13 protein-coding genes are annotated in these 15,185 nt (G+C 72.4%); 4 read left to right on the top strand and 9 right to left on the bottom strand.

The genetic code is table 11. The features are described 5' to 3' along the window. Position 1: 1 nt before the first annotated feature. Positions 2–922 carry a tetratricopeptide repeat protein gene (locus ACM9LD_RS12595; RefSeq protein WP_415676982.1) on the bottom strand — a complete coding sequence of 307 codons (921 nt, stop codon included), beginning with the start codon at positions 920–922 and terminating at the stop codon, positions 2–4. A gap of 9 nt (positions 923–931) precedes the next feature. Further along, positions 932–2,545 (bottom strand): HNH endonuclease signature motif containing protein, encoded by a 1,614-nt coding sequence (locus ACM9LD_RS12590; RefSeq protein WP_415676981.1) that lies wholly within the window; start codon positions 2,543–2,545, stop codon positions 932–934. A gap of 149 nt (positions 2,546–2,694) precedes the next feature. Between ACM9LD_RS12590 and ACM9LD_RS12585 the strand changes: the two genes are divergently transcribed. Continuing rightward, positions 2,695–3,174: a hypothetical protein gene (locus ACM9LD_RS12585; protein WP_415676980.1), complete on the top strand. Its 480-nt coding sequence runs from the start codon at positions 2,695–2,697 to the stop codon at positions 3,172–3,174. Between the two features lie 82 nt (positions 3,175–3,256). On the opposite strand, the gene ACM9LD_RS12580 is transcribed toward ACM9LD_RS12585, so the two are convergent. Together ACM9LD_RS12580 and ACM9LD_RS12575 are read right to left on the bottom strand one after the other, a co-directional pair. After that, the gene (locus tag ACM9LD_RS12580) at positions 3,257–5,230 is read right to left on the bottom strand and encodes an acyl-CoA dehydrogenase family protein (RefSeq protein WP_415676979.1); all 1,974 of its coding nucleotides are present in this window, start codon (positions 5,228–5,230) and stop codon (positions 3,257–3,259) included. A 51-nt stretch (positions 5,231–5,281) separates the two neighbouring features. Then, on the bottom strand, positions 5,282–5,920 hold the full coding sequence (locus tag ACM9LD_RS12575) for a pyridoxamine 5'-phosphate oxidase family protein (protein ID WP_415676978.1): 639 nt from the start codon (positions 5,918–5,920) through the stop codon (positions 5,282–5,284). A 77-nt stretch (positions 5,921–5,997) separates the two neighbouring features. On the opposite strand from ACM9LD_RS12575, the gene ACM9LD_RS12570 reads away from it, so the two are divergent. Together ACM9LD_RS12570 and ACM9LD_RS12565 are read left to right on the top strand one after the other, a co-directional pair. Further along, positions 5,998–7,377: an aminotransferase-like domain-containing protein gene (locus ACM9LD_RS12570; RefSeq protein WP_415676977.1), complete on the top strand. Its 1,380-nt coding sequence runs from the start codon at positions 5,998–6,000 to the stop codon at positions 7,375–7,377. 126 nt (positions 7,378–7,503) lie between these two features. Further along, positions 7,504–8,427 carry an alpha/beta hydrolase gene (locus ACM9LD_RS12565; protein WP_415676976.1) on the top strand — a complete coding sequence of 308 codons (924 nt, stop codon included), beginning with the start codon at positions 7,504–7,506 and terminating at the stop codon, positions 8,425–8,427. Between the two features lie 76 nt (positions 8,428–8,503). On the opposite strand, the gene ACM9LD_RS12560 is transcribed toward ACM9LD_RS12565, so the two are convergent. The 5 genes from ACM9LD_RS12560 to ACM9LD_RS12540 form a co-directional block, all read right to left on the bottom strand. Beyond that, complete coding sequence (locus tag ACM9LD_RS12560; RefSeq protein WP_415676975.1) at positions 8,504–10,078, bottom strand: alkaline phosphatase D family protein; 1,575 nt, start codon at positions 10,076–10,078, stop codon at positions 8,504–8,506. Positions 10,079–10,179: 101 nt separating this feature from the next. Next, positions 10,180–11,670, bottom strand: a complete 1,491-nt coding sequence (locus tag ACM9LD_RS12555) for a carboxylesterase/lipase family protein (protein WP_415676974.1) — start codon at positions 11,668–11,670, stop codon at positions 10,180–10,182. Between the two features lie 2 nt (positions 11,671–11,672). Continuing rightward, positions 11,673–13,091 carry a WS/DGAT/MGAT family O-acyltransferase gene (locus tag ACM9LD_RS12550; RefSeq protein ID WP_415676973.1) on the bottom strand — a complete coding sequence of 473 codons (1,419 nt, stop codon included), beginning with the start codon at positions 13,089–13,091 and terminating at the stop codon, positions 11,673–11,675. A gap of 67 nt (positions 13,092–13,158) precedes the next feature. Then, complete coding sequence (locus tag ACM9LD_RS12545; RefSeq protein ID WP_415676972.1) at positions 13,159–13,527, bottom strand: type II toxin-antitoxin system death-on-curing family toxin; 369 nt, start codon at positions 13,525–13,527, stop codon at positions 13,159–13,161. Continuing rightward, the gene (locus ACM9LD_RS12540; RefSeq protein ID WP_336669860.1) at positions 13,524–13,727 is read right to left on the bottom strand and encodes a CopG family transcriptional regulator; all 204 of its coding nucleotides are present in this window, start codon (positions 13,725–13,727) and stop codon (positions 13,524–13,526) included. Before ACM9LD_RS12540 ends, ACM9LD_RS12545 begins: the two co-directional genes overlap by 4 nt. Before the next feature lie 125 nt (positions 13,728–13,852). On the opposite strand from ACM9LD_RS12540, the gene hemL reads away from it, so the two are divergent. Then, positions 13,853–15,178 (top strand): glutamate-1-semialdehyde 2,1-aminomutase, encoded by a 1,326-nt coding sequence (gene hemL, locus ACM9LD_RS12535; RefSeq protein ID WP_415676971.1) that lies wholly within the window; start codon positions 13,853–13,855, stop codon positions 15,176–15,178. Positions 15,179–15,185: the final 7 nt, after the last annotated feature.

Raw genomic sequence — 15,185 nt, 5'->3', positions numbered from 1 at the left:
GTCAGGGCCGCGGGCGCTGCAGCCCCATCGCGGCCAGGCGCTCGTCGACGACGCCGTCCCCCAGCAGGTGGTCGGCGTCGCCGAGCAGCCGTGCGGCGCGGGAGGGATCGGGCCGCAGGCCGCCGTCGCCGGTGAGCAGCATGACGCCGGCGGTGAAGGCCGCCATACCGTGGTTCTGTTCCGCGGCGTGCAGGTACCAGCGCAGCGACTCCTCGGCGTCGCGGGCGAGGCCGTACCGGCCGGTGGCGTACGCGGCGCCGAGGTTGTAGGACGCCCGCGCGCTGCCCAGCTCGGCGGCGCGGCGGGTCCAGCGCAGCCCCTCCTGGTCGTCCTGCGGCGCACCGCGCCCCTGGTGCGCGCGGAGCGAGAGCTCGAAGGCACCGTCGGCGCTGCCCCTCCCGGCGGCCTCCGCGAAGAAGTCGCCGGCGGCCTCCTGGTTCTCGGGCACGCCGAAGCCGGCCTGCAGGAGGTGGCCCGCGTGGACGAGGGCATCGAGGCGGTCGGGGTGGGTGACCTGGAAGGCCTTGGCCTTCCGCCAGGCGGCGTGTGCGAGTTCGGTGCGGTCCGCCCGGTAGAGCGCGCGCGACAGTGCGTACGGCGCCTCGTCGACGCCGGTGGACTCGGCGTACCGGTACAGCTCGATCGCGCGGTCGTCGTCCTGGGGGAGCAGCGGCGACCGCCAGGTTCCGCCCGCCGCGTGCAGGGCCGCGAGCTCGAGGTAGGCGTCGCCCACGCCCGCGGCGCCCGCCCGCTCGAAGCCGGCGACCATCACCTGCGGTGCGTCGGGCGGCAGCAGCCCGAGCAGGTGCTCGTTCCGGACGAACGCCCCCGACAGCTCACGGGCGTGGTGCAACATCAGGCGCGGATCGGTGCGCGGGTCATCGAGCGCGCGGCGCAGGTCGACGTAGGACTGCGAGGCCATGGCGACACGCTACGCGGCGTCCGGCAGCGGCGACGGGAGTTCCCACGCCGCCTCGGCGTCGTGTTGCGCGAGGAGTTGCTCCAGCAGGGGAGGGCCGTGGGGGCCGTCGAGGATCGTGGCGATGTCGTCGTACGTCGTGCCGATGACGGTGCGGAACCGATCACGGAGATCCTGGGCTCGCCAGTGATCGGCGAACCGCGCCCGGTGACGGTGCCACGCCTCGAGGGCCTGGCTGTAGATCTCCTCGGTGTGGTGCGTGTGGTTCACCCGGTACTGCTGAGTCGGGTCGGCGGTTCGGCGCCACCCGGTGCGGCCCGCGAAGGGCCCGTCGAGGAGCGTGATCGTGCTCCAGCCGGGACGCCCCGAGGTATCCGTCGGAGGGACGACCCTGCCGTGGTGTTGATCGCACGCCAGTGTCAGCGCTGTGATGTCCGTGGAGCCGCCATCGGCCCACTCCGTGATGTGGTGGACCTGGCAGCGCGTCGCGGGCGCATCGCATCCCGGTGCGGTGCAGCCCTTCTCGGAGCCGTACAACGCGATCCGCTGGTCCATCGAAGCGAGTCTCTTCTCGCGCCCGAGGAACAGGGGGCGGCTGTGCAGGTCCAGCACCAGGACGTACTTCGGGTTCGCGCCCATCATGCGCAGGGCGTCGGCGACGGGCATCCGCCCACCGGTGGCGGTGGTAGCGATGCCCGTCTCCGACTCGAGCTGGTCGATGCCGAGGGTGATGATCGGGACGCACGGCACGCCGCGGTGCCGGCCGAGCGCGTCCGATCCGATCGCGGTGCGCAGGGCGTGGGCCAGGGCATCGTGGCTGCGTTGCGCGGCGGTCCGCTTGTCCCGCTTCGCCGCTGCGTGCACCGCGTCGGGATCGGAGGGGTCGACGGGAGCGTCCGCATCGGCGGGGTTGTTCACGCCCGGCCGGGCGAACTTCTCCAGTACGGCGTCGAGGAGCGCGCGAGCCTCGGGGGAGAGGTCGCCGGTGAGCGGGGACATCAGATCGCCGTCCTGTTCGCCGAGGTTCAAGCCGCGTGCGCGGGCGATGACCTCCTCCTTGGGCTCGGCACCGTCGGGGTCGATGAGGTCGATGGCGCGCCTGCCCACCTTGGCGATGTCCTCCGGGCTCGCGGACTTGGCTGCGGTGGTGAGGATCTCCTCCAGGACGGCTTCGTCCTTGATCTCGAGGCGCTTGCGGCAGGAATGGAAGACGTTCTCGATCACCGCCGCGTGTCGCTCAGAGATCTCGCCATGGCGCTGCGCCTCCGCGACGAGCGGGTAGCGCGGCTCCGGGGCGAGGCCGCGCTCATGCCTGGGAACGCGCGAGCGCGAGCCGTGGACCCGGTCGCGCGCCTCGCCGCCCGAGAGGTGGAGTCGCTGCACCAGGAGCTCCTTGAGGCCGGTGTAGCCCAACTCGTCCGGCACGCGGTGCTCCACCGCGGCCTGCGCCAGCCAGTTCTGCGCGTAGGTGACCTTGCGCGCCGCGGACTCCAGGGCGGGCAGCGCATCGGTGATCTCCTGCGAGGACAGCATCACGGGATCCGTCGCGGCGAGGCGTTCCGCGGCTTGTTCGAAGGAGGCGAGGGCGTCGTGGTAATCCGCCATACTGCAGGTAGTGGCGGTCATCGCGCCCTCCTCTCTGTGTCTCCATGCTACGCCCGCATTCGATATATGTCAATCACACAGCAACTGTGTTCGAGATCGACGGGCAATCGGTCGCGTGCGGCCACGCCGGGCCCAAGCGGCCGATAAGCGAGGTGGCGGATGATTCTGCGGTGCAGACCAGCAGGGAACCCCATCACGTGTGGACGCCCGGACCGGAGGAGGCGACGCGGGAAGCCCGCGCCATGGCACGGCTGTTCCTGCGCAGCCCGGCGTGGATCGTTATCGCCGTGCTGTGCGTGCTGTACGCCGTGGTCTCGACCGCGACGGGCCACGGCGACGTCGCGCACTACGCGTTCGCTGTGGTGCCGGTCGTGATTCCGGTCCTGATCTTCGCGCTCACGTGGTGGCGCCTGCGGAGTGTCTTCGTTCCCGGAGCACAGTGGACGTCCACGTTCGGCCCGGAGTCGATGACGATCACGTCGCCGCTCGGTCGGTCCGACCTGCTCTACTCGCAGATGCGACGGGTCCGCCGGCGAGGGGTGTTCGTGGTGATCGCACTCCGTCCCGCCGGCCGGCTCACGACCTACGGTGCGCTGGTCCCGCCGCCTGCGGAGGAGTTCCTGCGCAGCAGGATCGGCAGCGAACGGTGACGTCGCGCAGTGCCGTATGGGTGTGCCGGTTCACGGGCGCCTGAGGAGCGCGGTGGCCTGGGTGGGAGTCACCGTCGGGGCGCTACCGGACGGCGACGCTGTTGGCGGGGTCGAGCATCGGCACGTCGAGGGCGGCCGCGGGGATGCCGAAGGCGTCCACGAGCGACTCGGCGAGCGGGCGGGCCCTACCGCACAGCTCGTTCACGCCGCGCCGGATCGCCTTGGCGCGCTCCACCGAGATGTGCCGGTGCATGAGGTACCAGCCCAGGTCGCGCTCGAGCAGCGAGTACACGTACAGGTTGCGCATCAGCTTGAGCGCGTCGCGGGTCTCGCGGTCCTGGACGTCGGTGATCGCGTCGACGAAGGCCTCCAGCACGATCCGCTCGATGTGCGCGTCGCCGACCTTGATCAGGTGGTCCTGCGTCTCGGTGAAGACCTCGAGCGGGTCCTCGTCGGGCTCCTTCGCGCGCCGCATGCGGGCGGCGGCGGTGCGCAGCAGGTGGTCCTCGCGGTTCCGCAGGAGCCGCAGCTGCGTGCCCGGGTGGGTGAGTTCGCTCTCCTCGGTGTCCTCGTCCGAGTCGTCGAGCAGTGTCTGCACCACCTGGCGGGCGGCGGTCTTCTCCAGCACGACGTCCTTGGCCATGTTCGCCACGAAGCGCACCCAGCCCACCGCGTCGAGGCCCTGCACGTCGCCGGCGTAGGCGGTGAGCTGCTCCTTGGCGACCAGCTGGGTGAGCACCAGGTTGTCGCCCTCGAAGGTGGTGAAGACGTCGATATCGCCGCGCAGCAACGGGAGCCGGTTCTCCGAGAGGTAGCCGGCGCCGCCGCAGGCCTCGCGGGCCGCGCTGATCGCGTCCGACGCGAGGCGGGTGTGGCCGGCCTTGATCGCGGCGGCCTTGCCCTCGATCTCGCGGGCGTAGGCGGGGTCCACCGCGTCGGGATCGCCGGTCTGCAGCTCGTGCAGTTCCGCGGTGAGCTCGTTCTGCGCGATGGCGAAGGCGTAGGCCCGCGCGACCAGCGGCAGCAGCCGGCGCTGGTGCGTGCGGTAGTCGAGCAGCAGTAGCTCGTTGTCGCCGCCGGGCGCGTCGAACTGGCGGCGGACCAGCGCGTACTTGGTGGCGAGGGTGATGCCGAGCCGTCCGGCGGCGCCCGCCGCGGCGCCCACGGTGACGCGGCCGCGGATCAGGGTGCCGAGCATCGTGAAGAAGCGCTTGTTGTCGGATTCGATGGGGCTGGAATAGGTTCCGTCCTCCGCGACGTCCGCGTACCGGTTGAGCAACTCGCGCCGGGGGATGCGCACGCGGTCGAAGACGATGCGGCCGTTGTCCACGCCGGGGAGGCCGCCCTTGTAGCCGCAGTCGGAGGTGGTGACGCCGGGGAGGTCGTCGCCGTTCTCGTCGCGGATCGGCACCACGAAGCAGTGCACGCCCCGGCCGGTGGGCTCCTCGCCCGGGCCGCCGGTGATGAGCTGCGCGAACACGGAGGCCCAGCGCGCGTGCTTCCCGGCGCCGCCGATGTAGTCCTTGCGAGCACTGGAGGTGGGGGAGTGGATCTCGAACTCGCCCGTCTCCGGCAGGTAGGTGGCGGTGGTCTCCAGCTCCTGCACGTTGGAGCCGTGCCCGGTCTCGGTCATCGCGAAACAACCGAGCACGTCGAGGTCGATCAGGCCCTTGACGTACGTGTCGTGGTGGTAGTCGGTGCCCAGGTTCTCCACCGCGCCGCCGAACAGACCCCACTGCACGCCCGCCTTGACCATGAGCGAGAGGTCGCCGTAGCCGAGGGTCTCGATCGCGGTGACCGCGGCGCCCACGTCGCCGGTGCCGCCGTGCTCGGTCTTGAAGCCGTCGGCCGGGAAGCCCAGCGGCACCATCGCCTTCATCTGGCCGAGCATCAGCTCGCGGTACTCGTCCAGGCTCAGCCCCGCCTGCGGGACCACGTTCCCGTCCTGGATCTGCTCGCGCACCACGTCCCTCGTGGCGGCCCACCGGCCGTCGAGGATGGCGCGCAGCGCTGCGGTCAGTTCGGGCGACGATGCCGGCGAGGTCGGAGCACTCATGGCCTCAACCGTACCCAGCCCGGGCGATTCATGCCGTTTCCGAGAGGGGAATCACCGGGCGTTCGCGCAGCACGCCTCCGGCTCGTCCGCCCCGAGCGCCGCCCGCACGGACGCGGGCACCGGCAGATCCTGGCCGGGCGTCGGCTCGATCCGCGCATAGCCCTTCCGCAGCGGCAGCACGCCGGACCAGCCGCCCTCGGTCGACGAGGCTCCGCCGGTGCGCGCCTTGGCGATCCAGTTGTCGGCGGTGATCGGGAAGGTGAGCACGGTGGTCGCGGCGAGCTCCTTGCGGGTGTTGGCGCGCAGCTCCGCGCTGCGGCCCGGCAGTAGCGTGTCGGTGAACGCCTCGAGCAACTCCGCGCCGTCGACCGACTCCGTCGTGAGCGCGCCGCGCAGCACCGCCGAGCGGTAGTTCATCGAGTGGTCGAAGGCCGTGTCGGCCACGATCAGCGCGTCGACATGGGTCACGGTCAGAGTCGCCGGGGCACCCGCTGCGACGTGCCGCAGCGCGCCGGCCCCCGTCGAACCGTGGAGCACGATCCGGTCGCCGAGGCGGGCGTACGCGATCGGCACGGACCACGGCAGGCCGTCGGCCACCGTCGACAGCACCGCGACCACGCCCTCGTCCAGGATCTCGTCGAGGAGGCGGCGGTCGCCGCCGCGCTGGGGATACCGGGTGAGCTTGTCCATGCATCCATCCTGGGGCAGATACCGGTGCTGCAGAAGATCCAGAATTGGGAGATTTCGAGAACCAGTATTCTGGGGCGATGCCCCGCCCGCCCGCGTCCCTCCCCGACTTCTGGTCCGCGTTCGCGCACGGCGGCGCGCTCCCGAGCGGCGCGATCGTCGACGCGGTCATCGACGGCCTCGACGGCGGCGCCCTGCACCCCGGCGACGTGCTGCCCTCCTCGCGGGCGCTCGCCGCGGGACTGGGCATCGCCCGGAACACGGTGATCGCCGCCTACGACACCCTCGCCGCGATGGGCGTCACGGCCGCGGTCCCCGGCAGCGGCACCCGGATCGCCCCGGATACCGACCGGCTCGCGCACGCGATGCACGCCGCGCCCGCCCCGCGTCGCGACGAGGAGGCACCGTCGGACATCTGGGACACGAGCCTGGTGCCGGGCGTACCCGACGTGACCCTCATCGACGAGCGGCGGTGGCGCCGGTCCTGGCGGCACGCGACCGCGCTCCCGCCCACGACGTCGGCGGCGCCGCACGTCGCGGCGCTGCAGGAGGCCTTGGCCGTGCACCTGCGGCGGCGGCGCGCGGTGCGGGCCGCGCCCGGCGACCTGCGCGTGTTCCCGGGCGTGAATCCGGCCCTGACCGCGATCGCCGGGGAGCTCGGCACCCCGATCGCGGTGGAGACGCCCGGCTACCGGCGGGCCTTCGACGCCTTCCGCGCGACGGGCGGCGAGGTCGTGGGTGTGCCCGTCGACGCGGACGGACTGGTCGTCGATCGGCTGCCGCGCCGGCGGTGCCTCGTCTACACGACGCCGGCGCACCAGTACCCGACCGGCGTGCGGCTCTCGATGGCGCGGCGGCTCGATCTCGTGGACTGGGCGCGGGAGACGGGCAGCGTGATCGTCGAGGACGACTACGACGGCGAGTTCTCCTACGACGTGGCGCCGCTGCCCGCGCTGCAGACCCTCGCGCCCGACCACGTCGTCTACCTCGGCACCGCCTCGAAGGCGCTGACCCCGCAGCTGCGACTCGCGTGGGCCGCCGTACCGGAGTCGCTGCGCGGGCTGCCGCACGCGGGGCACGGCTCGAGCGCGGGCGTCGACGGCGCCGCGGCCTCGATGCTGGCCCACTTCCTCGACTCCGGCGCCTGGGACGCCCACGTAGCGCGGGCGGCCCGCACCTACGGCGCGCGGCGTGCCGCCGTCCGGCGGGCGCTCGCGGAGCATCTGCCGGACGCGCTCGTCCTCGGCGCCGACGCGGGGCTGCACCTCACCGTGGACCTGGGCTCCGATGCGGCGCTCGCCGCGGCGCGGGCGACGCTGACCCGGCACCGCTACCGCGTGTCGACCCTCGCCGAGCACGCCTTGACCGACGGCGACGTCGCCGACACCGCGCTCCTGCTGTCGTTCGCGCTGATCCCCGAGACGCGGGCCGCGGTGGTCATCGCGCTGCTGGGCGCCTGACGGCGCCAGACAGGGGCCGGCAGTACCCCCGATAAGCGCCCACTGCCACCGCCGCGCGGACGACGGCAGAGTGGTTCTCAGCAGCCCGGCCGGACGACCGGGACACCGCAAAGGAGAGGAACCATCATGGCCACCCAGTCCGTGAAGATCGCCAAGGGCACCATCGAGCTCGCCGGAAACCTGTTCACCCCGGACGACTTCGACGCCAACAGCACCTACCCCGCCCTCGTCGTCGTGCACCCCGGCGGCGGCGTCAAGGAGCAGACCGCCGGTCTGTACGCCGCGAAGCTGGCCGAGGCCGGGTTCGTGACCGTCGCCTACGACGCCTCCTTCCAGGGCGAGTCCGGCGGCGAGCCGCACTTCCTCGAGGACCCGGCCGCCCGCGTCAGCGACGTCAACGCCGTCGTGGACTTCCTGCAGACCCAGTCCTTCGTCGACCCCGAGCGGATCGGCGTGTGGGGCGTGTGCGCCGGCGGCGGCTACGCCGTGGCCGCCACCAAGGTGGACGCCCGCATCAAGGCGGTCGGCACCGTCAGCGCCGTGAACATCGGCTCCGCGTGGCGCAAGGGCTGGGACGGCAACGGCCGGGACGCGGACGTGCTCCCCACCCGTGACGCCGCGTCGGCGCAGCGCCAGGTCGAGGTCACCACCAAGGCCGAGCCCTTCACCGTCGGCTACGTGCCGACCGAGGTCACCCCCGAGGTCCCGCGCGACCTGGCCGAGGCCAGCGACTACTACCTGACGCCGCGCGCGCAGTACCCCACGGCCGAGAACAAGTACCTGCTGGGCCTGTCGATCCCCGCGATCATCGGCTTCGACGCCTTCGCCCTGGTCGAGGACCTGCTGACCCAGCCGGTGCTCGCGATCGCCGGCTCCGAGGCCGGCTCGCTGTGGCACTCGACCGAGCTGTACACCCGCGCCAAGGGCGACAAGAAGCTGCTCGTCGTGGACGGCTACGCCCACATGGACTTCTACGACGGCCCCGAGGCCACGACCCTCGCCGCCGCCGAGGCCGCGAAGTTCTTCAACGAGAAGCTGGCCGCGAAGTAACGGCTCCGCTCACGACGTGCGCCGCCGGTCGACCCCGAGTCGACCGGCGGCGCACGCTTGTTCCGGTGGGGCCGCGTCAGACCTGCTGCAGGCCGCGCACCCCGTCGCGGATGTCGAACGACGCCGCGGTCTGCACCGGTGCCCCGGGCTTCGAGACGTACGGCAGCACACGGTAATCCGCGCGGATGGTCTCGGGCGTGATCCGGGTGCTGACGTAGCCGCGCTGGTTGCGCAGCAGCCGGATGTGCGGGTTGTCGCGCAGCTGCGCCTTCTCCTTCTCGCTGTGGTCCGCGGAACCGTCGCCGCCGCTGGTGATCGACGTGGCCGTCAGCTCGGAGGCCACGACGGCGTCGCCGCGCCGGATGTCGTTGGCGTAGTGGGTGTGCACGTCGCCGGTGAGCACCACGGGGTTGCGGGTGCCCGCCGCCTGCCAGCCGTCCATCACCCGGTCGCGCGAACCGACGTAGCCGTCCCACGCGTCCGGGTTGTAGCCGGCGGCGTCGGTGGGGTCGTAGTCGATCGGGGCGAACATCACCTGCTGCCCCAGCACGTCCCAGCGCGCCCGCGAGGCGTGCAACCCGTCGAGCAGCCAGCGCTCCTGCTCCGCGCCGGTGAGGCTGCGCGCGGGATTCCGGTTCTCGGGGTCGGTGGCGGGCACCTTGTCGTTGCCCACCTGGTCGTCGCGGTACTGCCGGGTGTCCAGCATGTGGAAGGTGGCGAGGTCGCCCCACTGCACGCGCCGGTACAGGCGCAGCGACAGCCCGTTCGGCACCTGCGCGCGGCGCAGCGGCATGTTCTCGTAGTACGCCTGGAACGCCGCGCGGCGCCGCTCCAGGAAGTCGGGCTGAGGCTTCTCGGGCTTCTCGTAGACCTCGCCGGCCCAGTTGTTGTCGACCTCGTGGTCGTCCCACACGGCCACCCACGGCGCGGCGGCGTGCGCGAGCTGCAGGTCCGGATCGGACTTGTACTGCGCGTACCGCTGCCGGTAGTTCGCCAGCGTGACGGTCTCCGGGCCGCGGTGGTCGCGCACGTTCCCGGTCGTGAGCTCGTAGCCGCCGGCCGCGTACTCGTACTGGTAGTCGCCGAGATGCAGGATCAGCTGCGGGCGCTCCTCCGCGAGGTGCCGGTACGCCGTGAAGTAGCCGTGCTCGTACTGCGAGCAGCTGGCGAAGGCCATCGCCAGCGGCGTCATCGCACCGGGCTCCGGCGTGGTGTGCGTGCGACCGGTCCGCGACAGCGCGCCCTCGGCGCGGAAGCGGTAGAAGTACTCCCGCCCGGGGCGCAGGCCCGCCAGCTCGACGTGCACGCTGTGCCCCGCCTCGGGCGCCGCCGTCGCGTCGCCGCGCTGCACGACCTTCGTGAACCGCTCGTCCTCGGCCACCTCCCACTGCACGGGGAAGGTGCGCGCCGGGATCCCGCCCATGCCGTCGTCGGCGAGCGGATCGCGGGCGAGCCGGGTCCAGAGCACGGCACCGTCGGGCGTGGGATCGCCCGAGGCGACGCCGAGCGCGAAGAGATCGCCGCGCGGCGTGGCGCTGGGCGAGGCGCTCGGGGCGGGATCGCCGCCCGGTGCGCAGCCGGCGCCCGCGAGCGCCGCCGCGCCCGCGGTGCCGAGGAGGAAGATACGACGGGAAACGAAGGGTGAGGGCATGCCTGCACCGTGCCCCTTCGGGGTGACGTGGGCACGTCGCCGACATGAGCACCCGGTGAACGCGCCGCCGGGCGCGCGGCGCCGGCCCCGTCGGGCACGGCTCAGCGGCGGGCGGCCTCGAACGCGTCCCAGGCGCGACGGATCTCGGGGGAGGGGTCGTAGACGACGCGGTTGCGGTCGTCGATCACCAGCGTCGCGCGCGAGGTGCCGTTGTACGTCGGCCACTCGCCGGCCGGACGGCCCGTGCGGGCGAACGTGATCCAGTCGCGCTGCATCCCGTCGGAGACGCGCATCGCGATGCGGCGGTCGCCCAGCGCGCCGAGGACCCACCCCGTCGTGCCGTGGTAGACGCCGAACACCGCCATCAGCTCGGAGGCGTGCGTCGCGCCGTAGCCCAACAGGTCCAGCGTCTTCGGGGAGAAGTCGTAGCGGTAGAAGTACGTCGGCGCGTGCTTGGCGTGCGCCTGCGCGATCCGCAGTGACGGCGCCCAGAACATGAAGTCGCCGATGATCCGGTTCAGCGACGCGACGTCGGGGAAGCCCGGGTACGCCGCGGACAGCGCGGCGAAGGCCTCCGGCGTGCCGCCGACGGTGTGCGCGGCGCGCTCGGCCGACGGCTTGCCCATGCCGGGCATCTTCGTGAACAGTGTGGCCTCGGTGCGGTTGGTGCCGATGATGAGCGGCACCTGCGCGCCCCGTCCGGCCGCGATGGCGACCTCCGGATCCTCCGGGAGGTAGTCACCGTCGACCGTGGGGCCGAAGGGGACCACGCCCAGCTGCTCCCGGTTGAGCTCGCCCATGAGGCGGTTGCCGGCGCGGCCCAGCTCCTCGGAGGTGGCGGTGTCGATGTGCTCGGGGCCGCCGACGATCTCCACGAAGCGCTTGCCCCAGCCGCGCGCGGTGACCGCGTCGACGGTGAGCTCGGGGGCCGAGCTCTGCGCGATGGCGCGGTGGAACAGGCCCCGCGCGGCGGGCGTGGCGAGCAGCGTGGTGACGGCGTTGCCGCCGGCGCTCTCGCCGAAGATCGTGACGTTGCCCGGGTCGCCGCCGAAGGCCGCGATGTTGCGGTGCACCCACTGCAGGGCCGCGACCTGATCGCGCAGGCCGAGGTTGCCGTCGATCGGGCGCTCGTCGGTGGAGAAGTCCGTCAGGTCGAGATAGCCGAGGGCGCCCAGGCGGTAATTGATCGAGACGAAGACGACGTCGCCCCGCTCGACCAGCGAGTTGCCGTAGTACAGCGGCGTCGCCGAGCTGCCCATGAGGTAGGCGCCGCCGTGGATGAACACCATCACCGGGCGCGGCGTCGTGGCCTCCCGCGCGGGGGCGACCACGTTGAGGGTCAGCGAGTCCTCGCTGGTGGGCTGGTACTCGCGGAAGCCGACCAGCGTGTACTTCTTGTTCTGCGGCGCGGCGGCGCTGAACTCCGTCGCCGCGCGGACCCCGTCCCAGGGCTGCACCGGCTGCGGCGCCCGGTACCGCAGCGGCCCGACGGGCGGCTGCGCATAGGGGATGCCGCGGTAGGCGTGCACCGTCCGCTGGTCGCGGCCGGAGATCTCGCCGCTGTCGATGCGTACCCGCGGGCCGTCGGTCATGGTCAGCCTTCCTCGGTGCCCGCCGCGTCGACGGCCGCGACCAGCGCCGCCATGTCGCGTTCGAAGGCGCGGACGATCGGCCACGGGTCGGGCACCTGCTTCTTGCAGGCGATCACACCGATGTTCAGTGTGCCCTCCTGCGAGAAGACCGTCACGTTGAGGCCCGCGCCGTGGAAGACCGGGCCCAGCGGGTACATCGAGTGGATCCGCGCGCCCAGGAAGTACAGCGGGATGTCGGGGCCCGGCACGTTGGAGATCACCAGGTTGTAGATCACGGGGTGCAGCTCGGGCAGGTTGTTGTCGCCGTAGAGCCGGGCGCCGAGCTGCATGATCGACGCCGGCGCGAACTGTGCCCAGGAACGGAGCAGGTTGTCGTCCAGCTCGCCGTGGTGCTCCTTGCTCGTCGCGACCCGCTCGCGGATCGCCTCCAGTCGCGCGACGGGGGTGTCGACGTCCGTGGTCATCCGGGTGAACATGCCGGTGACCTTGTTGGTGCCCTCGGTGAGCGTCGCGCCGATCTCGGCCTCGTGCACCGAGACGGGGATCATCGCGACCAGCGGCTGCTCGGGGAGCTCGCCGCGGTCGTGCAGGAACTCGCGCATCGCGCCCGAGCAGGCCGCCAGCACCACGTCGTTGACCTTGACCCCGAAGTGGTCCTTGATCTTCTTCACGTCGGCCAGCGGCACGGAGGCGAAGGCGATGGCGCGGTGGCCGGTGATCGAGCTGTTGAGCGAGGTGCGGGGCGCGCTGAACGGGGCCGGCATGGCGGCGCCGCGGCGCGAGCGGGTCCACCAGCGCACGGGGACGGGCACGGTGCGCGGCAGCAGGGAGACCAGCGACAGCGGGCGGAGCAGGACGTTCTTCGCGCCGTCGGCGGCGAGCGCGAGCAGCGGCGCGCCGCCCGTCGACTTGTCCACCATCGCGGGATCGAGCGCGGGCGGTTCGGGGGTCAGCGAGCACAGCTGGGCCATGAGGCCGGCGCCGGTCACGCCGTCGACGCCCGCGTGGTGCATGCGCATCATGATCGCGATCCGCCCGTCGGCCAGGCCCTCGATGACCCACATCTCCCACAGGGGCTTGCTGCGGTCCAGCGCCTGGCCCGCGATGTGCGCGCAGAGATCGGCGAGCTCCTGCTCGCCGCCGGGCGCGGGGACCGCGATCCGGTGCACGTGCGCCTCGATGTCGAAGGACTCGTCCTCCACCCAGACGGGGTGGTCCAGGTTGGCCACGGAGTCGTGCAGCTTGCGCCGGAACGCGGGCATCGCCGTGATCCGCCGCGCGAGCTCGCTCCGCAGGTCCTCGAACCGGTACCCGCCCTCGACGGTGCCGGGGTCCAGCTCGAGCAGCCCGCTCACGTGCATGAGCTGGGATCGGGACTCCAGGTACAGGAAGGAGGCGTCCAGTCCGCTGAGTCGTTCCATGGCTCTACTCCTACCGTGCGCGGCGCGGCCCCGGAAGTGGAACCTGTTCCACTATAGGGTGCGGCCGCTACGACGCGGTCCATGACGCCAGCAGGCGGGCGCTGGCGTGGTAGTCGATCCGGCCCTCGGCGATGCCGATGACGAGGTCGTAGGCGGGGTCCTCCGGGGCGTCCAGCGTCACGCCGTTGAGGCCGTAGAAGACGACCGTCGCGAGCCAGCCGAGCCGCTTGTTCCCGTCGACGAGCGGGTGGTTGCGGACGATCGACTCCATGAGTGCGGCGGCCTGCTCGTCGAGCGTCGGGTACGCGTCGTCGCCGAACACCGAGGTCTGCGGGCGCAGCGCGGCCGACTCCAGAAGGCCGTGGTCCCGAACGCCGGGCAATCCGGCCTGGTCGATGATGGTGAGCAGGAGTTCCAGATCGAGGTGGACCGTCACTGCGCGAGCCGGTCGAGCAGCGGGCCGTACCGCGCGACCGCGTCCCGCGTGAGCCGGCGGACCTCGGAGTCGCGGTCCAAGCGCGCGGACTTCTCGCGGATCGCGCGGAGCGCCGCCTCCTGCTTGCTCACCCCCTCCGCCGCGGCGAGTGCGGTGAGGGCGGCGTCGTCGTCGTCGGTGAGGCGGAGCGTCATGGCCATACCCCGACGATACGCGCGGTGGTATCGAAGTGGTATCGCCTTTCGGGCGGCCCACCGGGGCGGTTTCCACTGAACTCCTACACCCTGTAGTTGACGAGTTGCGCTCGTTTGGGACACTGGAGGTCGTGAGTTCCCCCATCGCCCCCGGTAGCGACACAGCGGCCCCGGCCAGCGCGGCCCTCTTCGAGCGCGCGGCCCGCTCCATCCCCGGCGGGGTGAACTCCCCGGTGCGCGCCTTCTCCGCCGTCGGCGGCACCCCGCGATTCATCACCAGCGCCACGGGCTCGCAGCTCACCGACGCCGACGGCAACACCTACGTCGACCTCGTCTCCAGCTGGGGACCGATGATCCTGGGCCATGCGCACCCCGCCGTCGTCGACGCCGTGCAGCGCGCCGCCACCACCGGCCTGAGCTTCGGCGCCCCCACCGAGGCCGAGATCGCGCTGGCCGAGGAGATCATCGCCCGCGTGGCCCCCGTCGAGCGGGTGCGCCTGGTCAACTCCGGCACCGAGGCCACCATGAGCGCCGTGCGCCTGGCCCGCGGCGTCACCGGCCGCGCCAAGATCATCAAGTTCGCCGGCTGCTACCACGGCCACGTCGACGCGCTGCTCGCCGACGCCGGCTCCGGCGTCGCCACCCTGGGCCTGCCGACGAGCCCCGGCGTGACGGGCGCGCAGGCGGCCGACACCGTCGTCCTGCCCTACAACGACCTCGCCGCCGTGCGGGAGGCCTTCGCGCAGTACCCCGGGCAGATCGCCGCCGTGATCACCGAGGCCGCCGCCGGGAACATGGGCGCCGTCCCGCCGCAGCCGGGCTTCAACGAGGGCCTGCGCGAGATCACCCGGGCCGACGGTGCCCTGCTCATCCTCGACGAGGTCATGACGGGCTTCCGCGTCAGCAAGGCCGGCTGGTACGGCCTCGACCCCGTGGACGCCGACCTGTTCACCTTCGGCAAGGTCATGTCGGGCGGGCTGCCCGCCGCGGCCTTCGGCGGCTCCGCCGAGGTCATGGGGCATCTCGCGCCGCTCGGCCCCGTCTACCAGGCCGGCACGCTCTCGGGGAACCCCGTCGCCGTGGCCGCGGGCCTCGCGACGCTGCAGCACGCCACCGACGAGGTGTACGCCAAGCTCAACGCCAACTCGATCCGCCTCGGCGGGCTCATCGGCGACGCGCTCACCGCGGAGGGCGTGCGGCACCACGTCCAGTACGCGGGCAACCTCGTCTCCGTCTTCTTCACCGACGGGCCCGTCAAGGACTACGCGCAGGCCAAGGCCGCCGAGACCTTCCGCTTCGCGCCCTTCTTCCACGCCCTGCTCGAGCAGGGGATCTACCCGCCGCCCAGCGCCTTCGAGGCGTGGTTCGTCTCCGCCGCGCTCAGCGACGACGACTTCGCATCCATCGAGGCGGCGCTGCCCGCCGCCGCCCGCGCCGCCGCTGCGGCGACGCAGTAGGAGACCC

This window comes from Tsukamurella hominis (assembly GCF_965137015.1).
In the GTDB taxonomy this organism is placed as follows: domain Bacteria; phylum Actinomycetota; class Actinomycetes; order Mycobacteriales; family Mycobacteriaceae; genus Tsukamurella; species Tsukamurella hominis.
The sequence above is the reverse complement of the archived record's forward strand: the minus strand, read 5'-3'. Positions and strand labels throughout refer to the sequence as shown.

Bases quoted from the DNA above. Each gene is read 5' to 3' on its own strand.
- ACM9LD_RS12595 (WP_415676982.1), bottom strand. From the start codon at position 922: ATGGCCTCGCAGTCCTACGTCGACCTGCGCCGCGCGCTCGATGACCCG.
- ACM9LD_RS12590 (WP_415676981.1), bottom strand. From the start codon at position 2,545: ATGACCGCCACTACCTGCAGTATGGCGGATTACCACGACGCCCTCGCC.
- ACM9LD_RS12580 (WP_415676979.1), bottom strand. From the start codon at position 5,230: ATGAGTGCTCCGACCTCGCCGGCATCGTCGCCCGAACTGACCGCAGCG.
- ACM9LD_RS12575 (WP_415676978.1), bottom strand. From the start codon at position 5,920: ATGGACAAGCTCACCCGGTATCCCCAGCGCGGCGGCGACCGCCGCCTC.
- ACM9LD_RS12570 (WP_415676977.1), top strand. From the start codon at position 5,998: ATGCCCCGCCCGCCCGCGTCCCTCCCCGACTTCTGGTCCGCGTTCGCG.
- ACM9LD_RS12565 (WP_415676976.1), top strand. From the start codon at position 7,504: ATGGCCACCCAGTCCGTGAAGATCGCCAAGGGCACCATCGAGCTCGCC.
- ACM9LD_RS12560 (WP_415676975.1), bottom strand. From the start codon at position 10,078: ATGCCCTCACCCTTCGTTTCCCGTCGTATCTTCCTCCTCGGCACCGCG.
- ACM9LD_RS12555 (WP_415676974.1), bottom strand. From the start codon at position 11,670: ATGACCGACGGCCCGCGGGTACGCATCGACAGCGGCGAGATCTCCGGC.
- ACM9LD_RS12550 (WP_415676973.1), bottom strand. From the start codon at position 13,091: ATGGAACGACTCAGCGGACTGGACGCCTCCTTCCTGTACCTGGAGTCC.
- ACM9LD_RS12540 (WP_336669860.1), bottom strand. From the start codon at position 13,727: ATGGCCATGACGCTCCGCCTCACCGACGACGACGACGCCGCCCTCACC.